We start from the raw sequence: 16,125 nt of genomic DNA, 5'->3' as shown, positions 1-16,125 counted from the left end.
GGTCATCGTGACGGGCCAGGTCCTGGGAGGCACTGCCCGGCGGCGCGGTTCACGCCACCGGGTCAGCGCGGTCCCGGACCGTGAGCCCCCGCGCTCACAGGGTGAAGCGGGCGACGGTCGCGTTCAGCTGCTCGCTGAGGGTGCTCAGGCCGCGGGTGTGCTCGGCACTGGTCTGTGCCTGGGCCGAGGACTCCTCGGCCGCGGCCGCCACGGCGGTGATTCCGGCACCGATCTCGCCCGACCCCGCCGCGGCCTCGGACAGCGAGCGGCCCATCTCCGACGTGGTGGCGGTCTGCTCCTCGACGGCCGACGCGATCGTGGTCTGGATGTCGTGGATCCGGGCGATGGTCGACTCGATCTTCTCGATGGCGACGACGACGTCGGAGGAGTCCGACTGGATCGCGGTGACCCGGCGGCCGATGTCCTCGGTCGCCTTGCCGGTCTGGGTCGCGAGCTCCTTGACCTCGGTCGCGACGACCGCGAAGCCCTTGCCGGCCTCACCGGCGCGGGCGGCCTCGATGGTGGCGTTGAGGGCCAGCAGGTTGGTCTGCTCGGCGATCGAGGTGATGACGCGGACGACCTCACCGATGAGCTGGCTGGACTCGCCGAGACGGCTGACGATCTCGTTGGCCTCGCCGGCCACCGAGACGGCGTCACCGGCGACCGAGGCGGCCTCCTGCGCGTTCTGGGCGATCTCGCGGATGGACTGGCCCATCTCCTCGACCCCGGCGGCGACGGTCTGCACGTTGCGGGTGACCTGCTCGGCGGCGGCGGCCACCACGTTGGCCTGCTGGCTGGACTCCTCGGCCGCGGCGGCCACCTCGGTGGAGGCCCCCGACAGCTGCTCCGAGGAGCTCAGCAGCTCACCGGCGCCGGCCTGGACCTCGCCGAGGGACTGCCGCAGCGTGGCGGCGAGACCGTCGACGGCGGTGCCGATCCGGCCGACCTCGTCGGTGCGGCCCAGCTCCGCCTTGACCCGCAGGTCGCCCTGGGCCAGCGTCTCCAGCGCCTTGACCGTGGACAGCAGCGGCGGGGCGGTGAGCCGGTAGAGCAGGAACGCGGCGAGCCCGACGAGCAGCGTGCCGACGGCGACGCTGGTCCACAGCACCAGGCTGGTGGTACCGGCCATGGAGGACGCGCGGGTGTCGGTGTCGACCAGGGCGGCGGTGATGACCTCGGTGGTGGCGTCGATGGAGTCGTCGATGCCGCCCTCGGCCTCGAGCACCGTGGGCCACAGCTCGGAGGCCTGCGCCGGGTCGGCCTCGACCGTGTCGAGGTAGCCGCCGACCGCCGCGGTGTAGGTGGCGAAGTCGGCGCGGAGGCTGTCGACCAGCGCCTGCTGCTCGGCCGGGAACCCGAGGGCGTCGAGCTCGGCGAACAGCTCGTCCACCGTCCCGCTGTCCTCGACCAGGTCCGTCTGCGCCTTCTCGATGTCACCGCTGAGCGCGACGAGGTAGGCGCCGGCCTTGATCTCCGAGGCACGGTTGGACAGCAGCAGCACCTCGCCCTCGGCGTCGGCGATGGTGCGGAACTCCGCGTTGGCGTCGGAGCGGATGTCGCTCATGTACTGGTTGGAGGCGGCGATGCCGCCGAGGACCAGGACGGAGACGGCGGCGACCACGGCGATCTTGACCGCGAGGCTCCAGTTGGCGACGGACCGGGTGCGGGGTCTGCGGACGGCGGTGGTCGTGCTCACGAGGTGCTCCTAGGGGTCTGACGGGGGCAGGGACGGGGGTGGTGAGGATCGGGGAGGTTCAGCGGGCGGGGTCGGTGGCGTTGCGGAACGTGGTGACACGAGCGACGTCGAGGATCAGCAGCAGCGACGACTCCAGCGGGCAGGTGGCCTTCAGGTGCTCGCGGGCGACGCCGGCCAGCGTGGTCGGCACCGCCTCGTGACCGGCCCGGGGCACCTGGACCACGTCGGCGATCCTGTCCACGAGCAGGCTGGCCGAGCCGTCGCCGGTCCGGACGACGACGTTCATCCGCCGTTCGGTCGGGGTCCGGCCGAGCCGGGCGCCCAGGTCGACGGCCGTGACGATCTGGCCACGCAGGTTGATGAGGCCGCGGACGGCGGGCGGGGCCAGCGGGACCGGGGTGAGGCCCGGGTTGCGCAGCACCTCCTGCACGGTCAGCGCGTCGATGCCGAGGTACAGCTCGTCCACCCAGAAGGTGCAGTACTGGATGACGTCGGTGCTCAGGGGGTCGGCGGCGTCCGCCGGGGCCTCGGTGGGGGCGACCGACAGCAGGTCAGCGGGCACAGGAGGCCTCCTCGGCCGTGAAGGGGGCGGCCAGCGCCGCGACGTCGAGGACGTCGGTGATGTGGCCGTTGACGACGAGCGAGCCGAGGCTGCCGCTGCGGGCGCCGATCGGGGACAGCACCAGGGGGACCTCGACGATGTCGACGATCTCCTGCACGCGCAGGCCGACCAGGCGCTCGCCGTGCTGGTAGACGACGAGGGTGACGGTGGGGACGTGACCGATCGACTCCTCGGCCGGCGGGCCGCCCTGGCTGGGCACGAAGCCCCCGCCCCAGCCGCTGTCCACCTCCACGACGGGGAGCAGGTCACCGCGGTACTGCACGACGGTGGTGGAGCCGACGTGCTCCAGGGCGGTGGCCGGCACCTCCTCCAGGCGCGCCACGTGCTCCAGGGGGACGGCGACGTTGCGGGCGCCGTCGGTCCGGACCACGAGCAGGCTGCGCAGGTCGGACTCCTCGGCGACGAGGCCGGCGGCCTCCTGCATGGTGGAGGTGATGCTGGCCGCGGAGTGCGACACCCGCCCCGCCCCGGCCAGACCGAGGACGTCCAGGATCAGGGCGATCCGGCCGTCGCCCATCACCGCGGCGCCCGCGAAGAGCGGCAGCGCCGTCAGGGCGGCCCCGAGGGGCTTGACCACGATCTCCTGGGTCTCCAGCACCTCGTCGACGACGAGACCGAACTCGTTGTTGTCGCTGCGCAGGACCGCGATGGTGGCCTCCGCGCGTCGTTCGGAGTCCGCGCCGAGCTGCTCCCCCAGGTCCAGCAGCGGGAGCAGACGACCACGCAGCCGGTGCACCGGGACGCCCGCGACGTACTCGACGCCCTTGGTCGGGTCGTCGGGGTTCATCCGGACGAGCTCGAGCAGGTTGGCCTGCGGGATGGCGTAGCGCTCCTCACCCTGGCGGACGATCAGCGCCGGGATGATGGCGAGGGTCAGCGGGATCGTCACCCGCATGACGGTGCCGTGGCCGGGGGTGCTGGTGAGGTCGACGCTGCCGCCGATCTTCTCGATGTTGGTGCGGACCACGTCCATGCCGACGCCGCGCCCGGACACGTTGGTCACGGAGTCGGCGGTGGAGAACCCCGGTCGGAAGATCAGGTCGAGGACGGCGCGGCGGCTCATGGCCGCCAGCTCGTCCGCGCTGACCAGGCCCTTCTCGACCGCCTTGCGGCCGATCACGTCGGGGCTGATGCCCTTGCCGTCGTCACCGATCTCCATGATGACCTGGCCCGACTCGTGGTAGGCCCGCAGGGTCAGGGTGCCGCGCCGCGCCTTGCCGGCGGCCTCGCGCGCCTCGGGGGTCTCGATGCCGTGGTCGACGGAGTTGCGCACCAGGTGGGTCAGCGGGTCCTTGACGGCGTCGAGCAGGGTGCGGTCCAGCTCGGTCTCGCGGCCGTGCATGACCAGGTCGAGCTCCTTGCCGCACTGCGCGGACAGGTCGCGGACGACACGCGGGAGCTTGGCCCACAGGTAGTCCATCGGCTGCATCCGCGTCTTCATCACGGCCTCCTGCAGCGAGGAGGAGATCAGGTCGAGCCGGTGCGCCGACCGCACGAGGTCCGCGTCGGAGGAGTCCGCGGCCAGCTGCAGCACCTGGTTGCGCGACAGCACGAGCTCGCCGACCAGCTGCATGAGGTTCTCGAGGACGTCGACGTCGACACGGATGGACGACTCGACCGCGGAGCGCTTCTTGCTCTGCTCGCCCAGCGCCCGGCTGACCTGCTCCTGGGAGACGACCTCGGCCTCGGCCAGGATCTCGCCCAGCGACCGGGGGTCGCCGGCGACCTGGGCGCCCAGCGCCGCGCCGATGACCTCGGGGGCCACCACGCCCTCGTCGACGAGGATCTCGCCGAGGGACGACCGTTCGGGGTCACGCTGCATCTCGGGCTCCGGCTCCTGCGGGTCGGCGACCGGTGTCTCGAGGATCGCCCGCACGGCCTCGACGGTGTCGCTCACGTCGCACGCGGCGTCGACGCCCGTGGACTCGATCTCGGCCAGGACGGCGCGGACCGCGTCGACCATCAGCAGCAGGACGTCGGTGGTCGCCGCGTCCAGGGTGCGGTCGCCGTCACGCAGCTTGGCCAGCAGGTTCTCCCCGACGTGGGTGACCTTCTCGAGGTTGCCGAAGCCCAGGAAACCGCTGGTGCCCTTGATGGTGTGGATCGTGCGGAACACGCTGGCGAGCTGGTCGCGCGAGTGCGGGTCCTGCTCGAGCTCCACGAAGTCCCGGTCGAGCTGGTCCAGGTTCTCGTGGCTCTCCACCAGGAACTCCTGGACGATCTCGTCCATCCCGTCCATGCCGTCCGCGCCGCTCGTCGTGCCGCTCACTGCGCCCCCATCGAGGTCGGGACGCGGTCACGGTGACCACGTCCCATCGATGATCGGCGCGGCGGGGCCGGACCTTAGCGGGAGCCGCAGGGAGGGGCCGCGCGCACGCCGAACGGCCCGGAGCGGGCGCTCCGGGCCGTTCGGGTGGACGAGGGTGCTGGGGTGCTGCTCAGCCCTTGACGCTGCCCGCGAGCAGGCCGCGGACGAAGTAGCGCTGCAGGGACAGGAAGACCACGAGCGGGACGATGATCGTGATGAACGCGCCCGCGGTGAGCAGGTGCCACTCGGTGCCGCGGGAGCCGACCATCTCGGCCAGGCGCACGGTCAGCGGCGCCGTGGTCTGCGAGCTGCCGAAGGTCAGGGCGACGAGCAGGTCGTTCCAGACCCACAGGAACTGGAACACGCCGAAGGCCGCGATGGCGGGCGTGAGCAGCGGCAGCAGGACCTGGAAGAAGATCTTGACGTGCCCGGCACCGTCGACGCGGGCCGCCTCGATCAGCGACTTGGGGATGTCCCGCATGAAGTTGTGCAGCAGGAACACCGCCAGCGGCAGGGCGAAGATCGAGTGCGACAGCCAGATGGGCCAGAACGACCCGTTGAGGCCCCAGTCGACGTAGTCGCGCAGCAGCGGGATGAGCGTGACCTGGATGGGCACGATCTGCAGGGCGAACACCGCGACGAAGAGCCAGTCCCGGCCGGGGAACTCGATCCACGCGAACGCGTAGGCCGCCAGCAGGGCGAGCGTGATCGGGATGACCACCGCCGGCAGGGTGATGACGAGGGAGTTGATGAAGAACGAGCTGAAGTTGTTCTGACCGCCGTACAGCACGAGGTTGTAGTTGTTGACGGTGAACTCGGGGTTGGCGAACCAGGTCCACCAGCCCGTGGTCTTGATGTTGGTCTCCGAACGGAACGACGACAGCACCAGGCCGAACGTCGGGATCGTCCACAGCACGGCGAGCACGATGGCGATGAGCGAGGCCCACGGGTTCGTCAGGCCCTTGCGGACCTTGCGCGCGCGGGGCGTCAGGTCGCCCTTGGCGGCCGTCTTGCCCGCGACGAAGTCGCTCTGCTTCTCGCCGGGGGCCGACGCCGCGGTCGGCTGGAACCCTGGGTCGCGGTCGGTGGTGCTCATCGGACCTCCTCCGAAAGCCGCATCTGCCTCACGTTGTAGACCACGATCGGGATGACGAGGACGAACAGGATCACCGCGAGGGCGGCGCCCAGGCCGATGTTCGACTGCCGGAACGCCTGCGTGTAGAACTCGTTCGCCACGACCGAGGTGCCGAACTGGCCACCGGTCATCGTCCGGACGATGTCGAACACCTTGAGCGTGCCGATGGCGATGGTGGTGAGCACGACCACCAGGGCGGGGCGGATGCCGGGGACGGTCACGTAGCGGAACATCTGGCCGCCGCTGACGCCGTCGAGGCGGGCGGCCTCGGTGATCTCGTCCGGGATGGCCTTGATGGCCGCCGACAGGATCGTCATCGCGAAGCCGGTCTGCACCCAGATGAACACGACGATCAGGAAGAACGTGTTCCACGGGCCGTTGAGCAGGAACTGGTAGGGCTCGAACCCCAGCCAGACCAGCACCTGGTTGGCCAGGCCGATCTGCTGGTTGGCGCCGATGTCGGCGCGGTACTCGTAGATGAACCGCCAGATGATGCTGGCCCCGACGAGCGAGATGGCCATCGGCAGGAAGATCAGGGCCTTGGCCAGCGCCTCGACGGGGGACTTGTCCACGACGACCGCGTACAGCAGCCCGAGGAACGTGGCGGCGACGGGGACGATGAGCACCCAGATGACGGTGTTCACCAGCACCGTCCGCAGGTCGTTGGACGTGAAGAGGGTGACGAAGTTGCCGAAGCCGACGAAGTTGGCGCCGGTCCGGTCGAAGAACGACTGGTAGATGGTGATGATCGCCGGCCGGATCAGGCCGAAGATCAGCAGCGCGGCGGACGGGCCGACGAAGGCCACGAAGGCCAACCAGTTCGGCATGTTCTTGGGCCGGTCCACGGCGAAGAGCAGGATGCCCATGACGGCGACGAAGAGCGCGATCGCCACCAGCATGACGAGCAGCTTCTCCGGCGCCGTGCCGGCATTGATCAGGAAGTCCATGTCCGCGCATCTCCTCGTCGTGATGTCGGAAGGGCGATCAGGGTGGTGCGGGGGTTGGCGCAGGTGGGACGGGCGAGACGCTACTCGCGCGCCCCCCGACCTGGAAGGTCCGCGGCGCCCCCGTTCGGGGGGCGCCGCGGACCGTCAGGGTGTCACTGGGGCCAGGAGGCCTCGATGGCGTCGAGGACGTCGGCGTCGGCCTTGTCCTCGGCGATCCACGCCGTCATCTCCGTCCAGAAGGAGCCGGCGCCGACGGCACCGGGCATCAGGTCGGAGGCGTCGAAGCGGAACGTGGTGTCCTCGCTGGTGAGCAGCTCGGCCGACAGCGTGTCGATCGGGTTGGTCAGGTTGCCCGTGTCCAGCTCGCTGTGCGGCGGGATGAACTGGCCACCCTGCGCACGGAGGTTGATGAAGTCCGAGGACGTCATGTACAGCTGGAACGCCTGGACCTCGGGGCGGTCGTCGAAGGCGCCGACGAACTCACCGGCACCGAGGATCGGCTCGCCGGCCTCCTCCTCGATCGGGGGCAGGTAGAACGCGAAGACGTCGCCGTCCTCGGCCACGTTCGTGCCCTCGGGCCAGTTGGCCGCGTAGAACGAGGCCTGGCGGTGCATGAAGCAGGAGCCGTCGAGGACCGGCAGGCCGCCGTCCTGGAACGTGGTGGAGGCGATGGACTGCACGCCGCCGATGCCGCCGTTGACGTAGTCCTCGTTCTTGAGGATGCCGCCCACGGTCTCCAGCGCCGTGGCCACGGCCGGGTCGTTGAAGGGGATCTCGTGGTTGGTCCACTGGTCGTAGACGTCGGCGCCCGCGGTGCGGAGCATGACGTCCTCCATCCAGTCCGTGGCCGTCCAGCCGGTGGCGTCACCGGAGCCGATGCCGGCGCACCAGGGCTTGATCTCGCCGCCGGGGTTGTCGGCCACGATCTGGTCGGAGAGGGCGAGCATGTCGTCCCACGTCTCGGGGACCTCGTAGCCGTTCTCCTCGAAGGCGCTCGGGGAGTACCAGACGAACGACTTCACGTTCGCGCTGTTGGGCGCGGCGTAGAACTCGTCGTCGACGGTGCCGTAGGCCTTCCAGTCCGGGCCGTAGAACTCGTCGACGGCGGCCTCGACCTGGTCGGGGGCGGGCACGACGGTGCCGGTGTCGCGGACGATGGTCTGGAGCAGGCCGGGCTGCGGGAACAGCGCGATGTCGGGCGGGTTGCCGCCCTGGACGCGGACGAGCAGCTGCGCCTCGAACTCGGCGGAGCCCTCGTAGTTCACCGTGACACCGGTGCACTCCGTGAAGGGCTGGAAGGCGTCGATGTAGGGCTGGTCCTCGGGAGCGAGGATCGAGGTGTAGAGCGACACGGTGGTGCCGTCGATCTCACCGAACTCCTCGTAGGGGGCGCAGTCGATCTCCGTCGCGGTGTCGACACCGGCGTCGGGGTCACCGCTGGCGTCACCCCCGCTCTCGATCGCGTCCGCGCCGCACGCGGCCAGCAGCAGCGTGACGCCGATGCCGGCGCTCGCTGCGACCGCGACACGCCTGTTCAGGCGGTTGCGCATGGGTGTGCCTCCTCGTTGATGGCTCTCGTCCGGCCGCACCTGTGCGGACCTGGTTCGACGTACGGGTCATGTAAACGCTTGCACCTCGCGAGATACAAGGGCTTCGTGTCACGCCGCCGTAACGATCCGGCAACATGACGGACCGGCAGACCAGAACGGTCCGTTGCGTCCTGTTCGTCCCGTTCTGTGGGTGGTGGGCACGTTCCCATCACCCCTTCGCGGCAGTCGTCCCCCGCACCACGAGACGGGTCTGGAGCAGCTCGACCCCCCGGTCGGGCACCTGGTCCCCGCCACCCTCCAGCGCCCCCAGCAACCAGCGGGTCGCCAGCTCGGCCTGCTCGGCGACCGGCTGGGCGATGGTCGTCAGGTCGTGCAGCACCGCGTGGGGGTGGTCGTCGACCCCGATGACGGACACCTGCCCCGGGACGTCCACCCCCGCCACACGGAGCTCGTGCAGCACGCCGATGGCGACCTCGTCGGAGGCGCACACCAGCGCCGAGGGCAGCCGGCGCCGGCGCAGCAGGTCACGGCCGACCCGGCGGCCGTCCGCGACGGTCAGGTCGGCGCTCACGACCTCCTGCTCCACCAGCCCGTTGGCGGCGATCCCGGCCTGGTACCCCCGGAACCGCTCCTGCGGCGGGGCCCAGTCGCCCGGTGACAGCGAGCCGCCGACGAAGGTGATCTCCTCGTGCCCCAGGTCCACCAGGTGCTGCGTCGCGGCGCGCCCCACGGCCACGTCGTCGATGCCGACCGAGCGCAGCCCGGGCACCACGCCGCCGACGTAGACGAGGTCGTGGCCCAGGCCCTGCAGCGTCACCAGCTCCTGCGGGACCAGCGGCAGGGTCAGCACGATGGTGGCGTCGACCCGCTTGCGGAGCAGGTCGCCCTCCAGCATCGGCCGTGAGGGAGGCAGGGTGCGGGCCGGGCCGGGCGTCGTGCGCCCCCCCGGCGGCAGGATGACGAGCAGCACGTCGTAGCCGTGGGTCCGCAGCACGGCCTCGACCGTCTCGATGCACACGGCGAAGAACCACCGCGAGACGTGCGGCGTGAGCACCCCGATGGCCCTGGTGCGTCCGCTGGCCAGGCTCGCCGCGGCGGCCGAGGGCACGTAGCCCAACGACTGCGCGGCCTGCTGCACCCGGGCGCGGGTGGGCTCGGCCACCGAGGCCAGGCCACGGAGCGCCCGCGACACCGTCGCGGTCGAGACACCCGTGGCTCGGGCCACGTCCTCGATCGACGCCAACGTCAAGCCTCCTCGCCTGTGATCACGGATTGTGCACCGTGCCGGGCGAGAAGTGAACGCGGGAGGGCTCCGGTCGGTGCCGGTTCCCCTCCCGCGGTGGCGCTCCGGGTCGTCCCCGGGCCCCTCAGCCGACGGGCTGGGCCCCCGCCTTGGCCCGCTCCATCGCGAGACGGACCACGTTGACCAGGGCCTGCTTGGTCGCCGCCCGGGAGCGGGCGTCGGTGTAGAGCAGCGGGACGTGGGCCGGCACCTGCAGCGCCTCGCGGACGTCCTCGAGGTGGTGCTTGGCCACGCCGTCGAAGCAGTTCACCGCGACGACGAAGGGGATGCCCCGGGACTCGAAGTAGTCCACGGCGGGGAAGCACTGCTCGAGCCGGTCGGTGTCGACGAGGACGACGGCGCCGATGGCACCCAGCACCAGGTCGTCCCACATGAACAGGAACCGGTCCTGCCCCGGGGTGCCGAACAGGTACAGCCACAGGTTGCCCGGCAGACCGATGCGGCCGAAGTCCATGGCCACGGTCGTCGTGGTCTTGCGGTCGCTCACGCCGCCGGCGTCGTCGACGCCCAGGCTGTGCTCGGTCATCGCCGCCTCGGTGGACAACGGCTCGATGTCGGAGATCGACCCGATGAACGTCGTCTTGCCGACCGCGAAACCGCCGGCCACGACGATCTTGACGACCGTGGGCGCCACTACCTGCTCGGGGACCTCCGCCACGGGGGCGGCCAGGTCAGAGGGAGGAAATGCCATCGAGAACACTCTCCAGAACGCTCAGCGAGATCGAGGGGGAGGACGAGGGGGACGTGAGCCCATGGACCCGGACCTGGCCGGACTCCATCAGGTCGCCCACGACGATGCGGACGACACCGACGGGCAGCTTGAGGTGGGCCCCGATCTCGGCGACCGACTCGAACTTGTCGGCGCAGAGCTCGAGGATGCGGCGCTGCTCGGGGGTGTCGGACACGCTCGGCCGGGCCAGGGCCTGCACGAGCGCCTCCAGCGGGAGCGAGGCCCCGTTGGCGTGCCGCGTGCGGCCCCGGGTCAGGGCGTAGGGGCGCACGGAGAAGTCGTCCCCGTCGCCGTGGCGGGGTCCCGGCGGCGCGGGCCTGCGTCGGTCGTCCACGGTCTCAGCCGACCGTGGCCCGGGTGGCGCCGGAGATCGGCAGGCGCGCCCGCATCTCCCCGACGAGCTGGGGGGTCAGGGTCTGCTCGGTCCGGCTGACCAGCAGCGCCATCTCGTAGCCGATCAGCCCGACGTCGCAGCCGGCGTCGGCCATCACGGCGATGACGGAGCCGTCCGAGACGACCATCGAGAACAGGAACATGCTGTCCATCTCGACGATGGCCTGGCGGACCTCGCCGGCGTTGAGCTGCCGGGCGGCGCCGCGGGTGAGGGACGAGATGCCCGACACGATCGCGGACAGCTGGTCGCCCTGGGTGCGGTCGAGCTGGTCCGACATCGCCATCAGCAGGCCGTCGGCCGACACCACGAGGGTGTGCGTGACGCCGGGGACGCTGCGGACGAAGTTGTCGAGCAGCCAGCTGAAGTTGGTCGCTTCGGTGCTCATCGTGGTCACGGTCCGGGTCCTCCGTCAGTCGGTGGTGCGGGTGTCGTCGGTGCTGGGATGGGTACCGGCGGCGGGCGGTGCGGTGGTGCCGGCGGTCGGGCTGGAACGTGGCAGGACGGCGGGACGGAGAGCCGGTGCGGCTCCTGAGGGGCCCGAGGGGACGGGCACCCGGCTCTGGGCGGGCGGCGGCACGGACGCCTCGGCGTCCTCCCCGCGCCCGCGGGTGACCCCCGACTGGAAGCCGGACAGCATGCTGCGGACGTCCGCGGCGCTGCGCTGCCGGCGCTCGGGCGCCGGGCCGGTGGGCTGGTGGATCTTGGCCGCCTCGCTGGCGGCGGGCTGGCGCCGGGTCAGCGGGGCGGGACCGCCGCGACCCTCGACCGCGCTCGGGCTGTACGTGGACAGCCGGCTCAGCTCGCTGAGCGCCTCCGAGGCCAGCATCGAGCGCTGCCGGACGGAGTCGCCGTCGTCGAGCGCGGGCACCAGGGGGACGGGCACGGCCCGGCCACCGTCACGACCGGGCAGCGGGGCCGCGGGAGCGGCGGTCCGGCCGGGGTCGACCGCGGCGGGCGGCACCGGCGGCGGCCCGGCCGGCCGGCGTGCCGGCCCGGGGTTCTGGGTGGGCACCTGCGGCAGGTCGGGGCGCGGTGCGGACGGGCCGGCCGCGGGGACCGGCGGCTGCACCGGGGGCGTCGCCCGGGCGACCGGTGCGGGCGGCTGGGCCGCGGCCTGCCGGCCGCCGAACAGGCTCCGACGACCGCGGCGACGGCCGCCGCCGGGGAGGATGTCGACGGGCTGGGACGTCGGCGGCTGCGGGGCGGCCTGAGGCGCGGCCGCAGGCTGGGGTGCGGACCGGCGCACGGCCGGTGCCTGGGGTGCCTGGGCCTGAGGCGCCTGGGCCTGAGGTGCCTGGGCCTGAGGTGCGGCGGCCCGGGCTGCCGGTGCCTGGGCGGTCGGCGCCTGGGGCGCCGGCGGCGGGGTCGGCGCGAGCCGGGTCGAGTGCGCCGGCGGCGCGTGCACCGGGGCCGGGGTCTTCGTCGCCGGCGCGGAGTCGCCGGTGGGCGCCCCCGGGGTACGCGTGACCAGGGCCGGGGCCAGGGCGGGGGCGGGGGCGGGGGCGGGGGCGGGGGCGGACCGGACCACGGGAGCGGGCGCCGCGGGAGCGGGAGCTGCGGGGGCGGCTACGGCGGGGGCGGGAGCGGCCGGAGCAGGACGGACCGCGGGGGTCGGCACCGGGACGACCGCGGCCGGCGTCGCGGTCGACGGCGCGGCGGCCCCGTCGGCCTCGACCTCACGGCGGGCACGGAACGCCCCGAACAGCCCGGCCCGACGGGGCGGGTTGCCGGCACGCTCGTCCGGGCCCGTCCCGTCCTCCGACGTCGGGGCGGCCGGCGCGGGCGCCTGGGTGGTGGCCGCCGGGGCAGGCGCGACGGCCGGGGCAGGCGCGACGGCCGACGACGGAACCGGCGTGACGGGGCCGGGCTCGCGGCGGGCACGGGTCGGCAGGGACGGGCCGTCCCCGCTGACCACGGGGGTCAGCGCGGCCGTGTCGTCCTCCGGGCGGGGCACCGTGAAGGTCGGACGGGGGGTGACCGCCGCCGGGGCAGGAGCCGCGGGAGCAGGAGCCGCCGGGGCAGCGGGTGCGGGAGCAGCGGTCCCGGCGACGAGGGTCGCCGGAGCGGGGGTCGCGAGGGGCCCGGCCGCGGTGGCGCCGGGCGCCGGCGCGGCCTGACCGCGGCGCGGCAGGGCGGGTCCACCGGGTGTCACCGTCACGGCCGGCGCGGCCTCGTCGTCGGCCGGGGCGGGGAGCTGGATGGGGGGGCCGGGGGTACGGGGCGCGACGGGCGCGGGAGCGGCCGGGCGCGACGTGGGCGGCCGGGTCGCGTGACCGGGCGCCGCCGGGCGGCCCGGGCCCGGGCTCGGGGCCGCGGCCGCGGCCGGGGCCGGGGCCGGGGCCTGACGGGACGGCGTCGGGACGGCCGCGGGGGCGCCCGCCACCGCCGGGGCCTCGGGGGTCACGGCCCTGACCGTCCCCGGGACGAACAGCGAGGGCGGCAGGTCGACGGTCACGACCAGACCCTTCGCCGCGCCGCGCCGGATCCCGACGGTGACGCCGAGCCTGCGGGCCAGGCGGCCGACGACGAAGAACCCGAGGCGCTGCGAGGTGACGACGTCGTCGGCACCGAAGTCGGAGATCTTGGCGTTGGCCGCCGCGATCTCCTCGTCGTTCAGGCCGAGGCCCTCGTCGGTCACCGTGATGCGGACACCCGTCGGGGTCTTGCTGGTGGCCACCAGCACCGGGGTGTGGGGCTCGGAGAAGTTGGTGCCGTTCTCGAGCAGCTCGGCCAGCAGGTGGGCCAGCTGCAGCGACAGGTGCCCCATGGTCGGCGGATCGACCTGCAGGGCCAGGTTGACGCGCTCGTACTGCTCGATCTCCGACGCCGCGGTGCGGATGACGTCGGACAGGGCCAGCGGCTGACGCAGCCGACGACCGGCGTCGATGTTGGCCAGCACCAGCAGGGACTCCGCGTTGCGGCGCATCCGGGTGGCCAGGTGGTCCAGCCGGAACAGGTTCTCCAGCGTGTCCGGGTTCTCCTCGCTCTGCTCCAGCTGGTCGATGAACGACAGCTGGCGCGACAGCAGGACCTGGTTGCGGCGGGCGACGTTGACGAAGGTCTCGGCGATGGAGCCGCGCAGGGCGGCCTGCTCCTCCGCGACCTCGACGACCGTGGAGTTGACGGCGTTGAACGCGGCGGCCAGACGGGCCACCTCGTCGTCACCGTCCACGTCGATGCGGGGCAGCGTGACGTCGGGCATCTGACCGGGGCTGCGCATCTGCTCGACCATGCGGGGCAGCTGCTCGCGCACCGACGTGGCGGCGGCGGTGAGCTCGCGCAGCGGGCGGGCGATCCGTCGCGCCAGGACCAGCGACAGCAGCACCGTGACACCGACGCCCACGACGGCCGCGGCCACCGCGAGCGCGGCCAGCAGGGTGGCCCGCTGGGAGACGGCTGCGGCCTGGGTGTCGACCTCACCGGCGATCTGCACGAGGGCGGTCTCGAGCCCGGCGATCCGGGCGTCGGTGGTCTCCTGCCAGATCTCGGGGGTGAGCCCGGTCTGGTTGACCGTGGACGGCGAGCTCAGGGCCACCCGGGCCCGGCCGATGGACCAGACGGTCTGCCGCTGCTCGCCGACCAGCTCGGCCGCGTCGGCGGCCGCGTCGGAGCCGACGGCGAACTCCCAGGCCGCGACCTCCTCGGTCTGGGCCTCCGCGAGGGGACCGAAGGTGCGGGTGTCGCCGACGGTGGCGCTGCGGGCCAGGATCCGGCGGCCGATCTCCTGCTCCTGCAGGGCCAGGTCCCGCGTGGTCATCAGGTGGCCGAAGCCGGCCAGCAGGTCGGCGGTCTGCTCGTCGGCGACACCCGCGGCGACACGACCGGGCATGGCCAGGTCCTCGCGCAGGACGTCGTCGAAGTCCGCCATCACGTCGTCGAGGGAGGCGGCGCCGCCGTCCACCCGCTGACGGATGATCCCCAGCTCGACGTGGGCGCTCTGCACCCGGGCCAGCGCCTCCTCGGCCTGGCCGGACAGCAGACCGAGCTGCACGTCGGCCACGGCCTCGCGAGAGGCGACCAGGCCCTGGTCGACCTGCGCGCGGACCTGGGGCAGGGCCTCGACCGCCGCGGGGTCGTCCTGGATCAGCGCAGCGGTGGTGGCGCGCTCGGCGGCGATGCCACGCACCAGGGTGCTGAAGTCCGCGCCGATGGCGGCGATCTTCTCGACCTCGTACGCCTGCCTCGCGCGGTCGACCTGGGCCACGGCCAGCAGACCCGCCGTGATGCCGAGCAGCACGAGGGGCACGACCAGGACCGCGAGGATCTTCGACCGGATACCGGCAGAACGCAGCATGGCGAGCCTTCCAGGAGACGACGATGACCGACCGCCTGAACCGCCGGTCGGTAGGTCGTTCGGCACGCAGGGGCCCCGGGTGAACCACCACCCCCTCACCGGTCACCCGAACGGCGCACCGTGGGAGGTGTGTCGCTGCGTGTCCTACCGTCGACCGGGTGAGAGCTGCAGTGGTCACGTCCCCCGGCGGTCCCGAGTCCCTGGTGGTCCAGGAGGTGCCCGAGCCGCGTCCCGGCCCCAAGGAGGTGGTGGTGACCGTCGCGGCGGCCGGCGTCAACCGCGCGGACCTGCTGCAGCGGCAAGGGCGCTACGACCCGCCGGCGGGCACGCCCGCGTGGCCGGGCCTGGAGTGCTCCGGCACCGTGACCTCGGTCGGCGCCGAGGTGAGCCACCTGCGGGTCGGCGACGAGGTGTGCGCGCTCCTGGACGGCGGTGGCTACGCCGAGCAGGTCGCCGTGCGCGCCACGCAGGTGATGCCGGTGCCCGCCGGGGTGGACCTCGTCGCCGCCGCGGCGCTGCCCGAGGCGGCCGCCACGGTCCACAGCAACGTCGTGACCACCGCCCGGCTGCAGCCGGGCGAGACGTTCCTGGTCCACGGCGCCACGAGTGGGATCGGGACCTTCGCCACGCAGCTGGTCCGGGCGCTGGGGGCGACGCCGTACGCGACCGCGGGGTCGGCGCAGAAGGTGGCTGCGGCGGCCGGCTACGGCGCCGACGTCGTGCTGGACTACCGGGCCGACGACCTCGCGGCGCGGCTGCACGAGCTGACGGGTGGACGCGGCGTCGACGTGGTCCTCGACCCGGTCGGGGCGAGGTACCTGGGCCTGCACGTGCAGGTGCTGGCCACCGGCGGCCGCCTCGTCGTGATCGGGCTGATGGGCGGGCGTACCGCCGAGCTGGACCTGGCCGCGCTCATGGGCAAGCGGGCGACGGTGCACGGCAGCACGCTCCGGGCCCGACCCTGGTCGCAGAAGGCCGACATCTGCGCCCGCGTGGTCGTCGAGGTGTGGCCGCTGGTCGCCCGCGGGGCCGTGCAACCGGTCGTCGACCGGGTGCTGCCGCTGGAGCAGGCGGGCGAGGCGCACCGCGTCATCGAGGCCGGTGAGCACGTCGGCAAGGTGCTCCTGGTGCCGTGATGACCCACGA

Annotated in this window: 12 protein-coding genes; 1 reads left to right on the top strand and 11 read right to left on the bottom strand. The window is 73.0% G+C overall.

Annotated features, from left to right (window positions below; all coding sequences use genetic code 11):
• Positions 1-94: 94 nt before the first annotated feature.
• The 11 genes from ACR80Q_RS01165 to ACR80Q_RS01115 form a co-directional block, all read right to left on the bottom strand.
• Positions 95-1,696 carry a methyl-accepting chemotaxis protein gene (locus tag ACR80Q_RS01165; protein WP_435375705.1) on the bottom strand — a complete coding sequence of 534 codons (1,602 nt, stop codon included), beginning with the start codon at positions 1,694-1,696 and terminating at the stop codon, positions 95-97.
• 58 nt (positions 1,697-1,754) lie between these two features.
• A complete protein-coding gene (locus ACR80Q_RS01160) occupies positions 1,755-2,258 on the bottom strand; it encodes a chemotaxis protein CheW (RefSeq protein WP_435375704.1) in 504 nt (167 codons plus the stop codon).
• The gene (locus ACR80Q_RS01155) at positions 2,248-4,587 is read right to left on the bottom strand and encodes a chemotaxis protein CheA (RefSeq protein WP_435375703.1); all 2,340 of its coding nucleotides are present in this window, start codon (positions 4,585-4,587) and stop codon (positions 2,248-2,250) included. The genes ACR80Q_RS01160 and ACR80Q_RS01155 overlap by 11 nt, the downstream gene beginning before the upstream one ends.
• 169 nt (positions 4,588-4,756) lie before the next feature.
• On the bottom strand, positions 4,757-5,722 hold the full coding sequence (locus tag ACR80Q_RS01150) for a carbohydrate ABC transporter permease (RefSeq protein WP_435375702.1): 966 nt from the start codon (positions 5,720-5,722) through the stop codon (positions 4,757-4,759).
• Positions 5,719-6,708 carry a carbohydrate ABC transporter permease gene (locus tag ACR80Q_RS01145; RefSeq protein WP_435375701.1) on the bottom strand — a complete coding sequence of 330 codons (990 nt, stop codon included), beginning with the start codon at positions 6,706-6,708 and terminating at the stop codon, positions 5,719-5,721. The genes ACR80Q_RS01150 and ACR80Q_RS01145 overlap by 4 nt, the downstream gene beginning before the upstream one ends.
• A 152-nt stretch (positions 6,709-6,860) precedes the next feature.
• Complete coding sequence (locus ACR80Q_RS01140) at positions 6,861-8,258, bottom strand: ABC transporter substrate-binding protein (RefSeq protein WP_435375700.1); 1,398 nt, start codon at positions 8,256-8,258, stop codon at positions 6,861-6,863.
• A 208-nt stretch (positions 8,259-8,466) separates the two neighbouring features.
• Positions 8,467-9,507: a LacI family DNA-binding transcriptional regulator gene (locus ACR80Q_RS01135; RefSeq protein WP_435375699.1), complete on the bottom strand. Its 1,041-nt coding sequence runs from the start codon at positions 9,505-9,507 to the stop codon at positions 8,467-8,469.
• A gap of 118 nt (positions 9,508-9,625) precedes the next feature.
• Positions 9,626-10,252 carry a GTP-binding protein gene (locus ACR80Q_RS01130; RefSeq protein ID WP_435375698.1) on the bottom strand — a complete coding sequence of 209 codons (627 nt, stop codon included), beginning with the start codon at positions 10,250-10,252 and terminating at the stop codon, positions 9,626-9,628.
• Positions 10,233-10,625, bottom strand: a complete 393-nt coding sequence (locus ACR80Q_RS01125) for a DUF742 domain-containing protein (protein ID WP_435375697.1) — start codon at positions 10,623-10,625, stop codon at positions 10,233-10,235. The genes ACR80Q_RS01130 and ACR80Q_RS01125 overlap by 20 nt, the downstream gene beginning before the upstream one ends.
• A gap of 4 nt (positions 10,626-10,629) precedes the next feature.
• Positions 10,630-11,079 carry a roadblock/LC7 domain-containing protein gene (locus tag ACR80Q_RS01120; protein WP_435375696.1) on the bottom strand — a complete coding sequence of 150 codons (450 nt, stop codon included), beginning with the start codon at positions 11,077-11,079 and terminating at the stop codon, positions 10,630-10,632.
• Positions 11,080-11,094: 15 nt separating this feature from the next.
• Entirely contained in the window at positions 11,095-14,979 is a 3,885-nt protein-coding gene (locus tag ACR80Q_RS01115) for a sensor histidine kinase (protein WP_435375695.1), read from the bottom strand.
• A gap of 158 nt (positions 14,980-15,137) precedes the next feature.
• On the opposite strand from ACR80Q_RS01115, the gene ACR80Q_RS01110 reads away from it, so the two are divergent.
• Positions 15,138-16,115 carry an NAD(P)H-quinone oxidoreductase gene (locus tag ACR80Q_RS01110; RefSeq protein ID WP_435375694.1) on the top strand — a complete coding sequence of 326 codons (978 nt, stop codon included), beginning with the start codon at positions 15,138-15,140 and terminating at the stop codon, positions 16,113-16,115.
• Positions 16,116-16,125: the final 10 nt, after the last annotated feature.

This window comes from Aquipuribacter aurantiacus (genome assembly GCF_051216895.1).
GTDB lineage: Bacteria > Actinomycetota > Actinomycetes > Actinomycetales > JBBAYJ01 > Aquipuribacter.
Note: the sequence above shows the minus strand (reverse complement) of the source record. Positions and strands in the feature narration are given on the sequence as shown.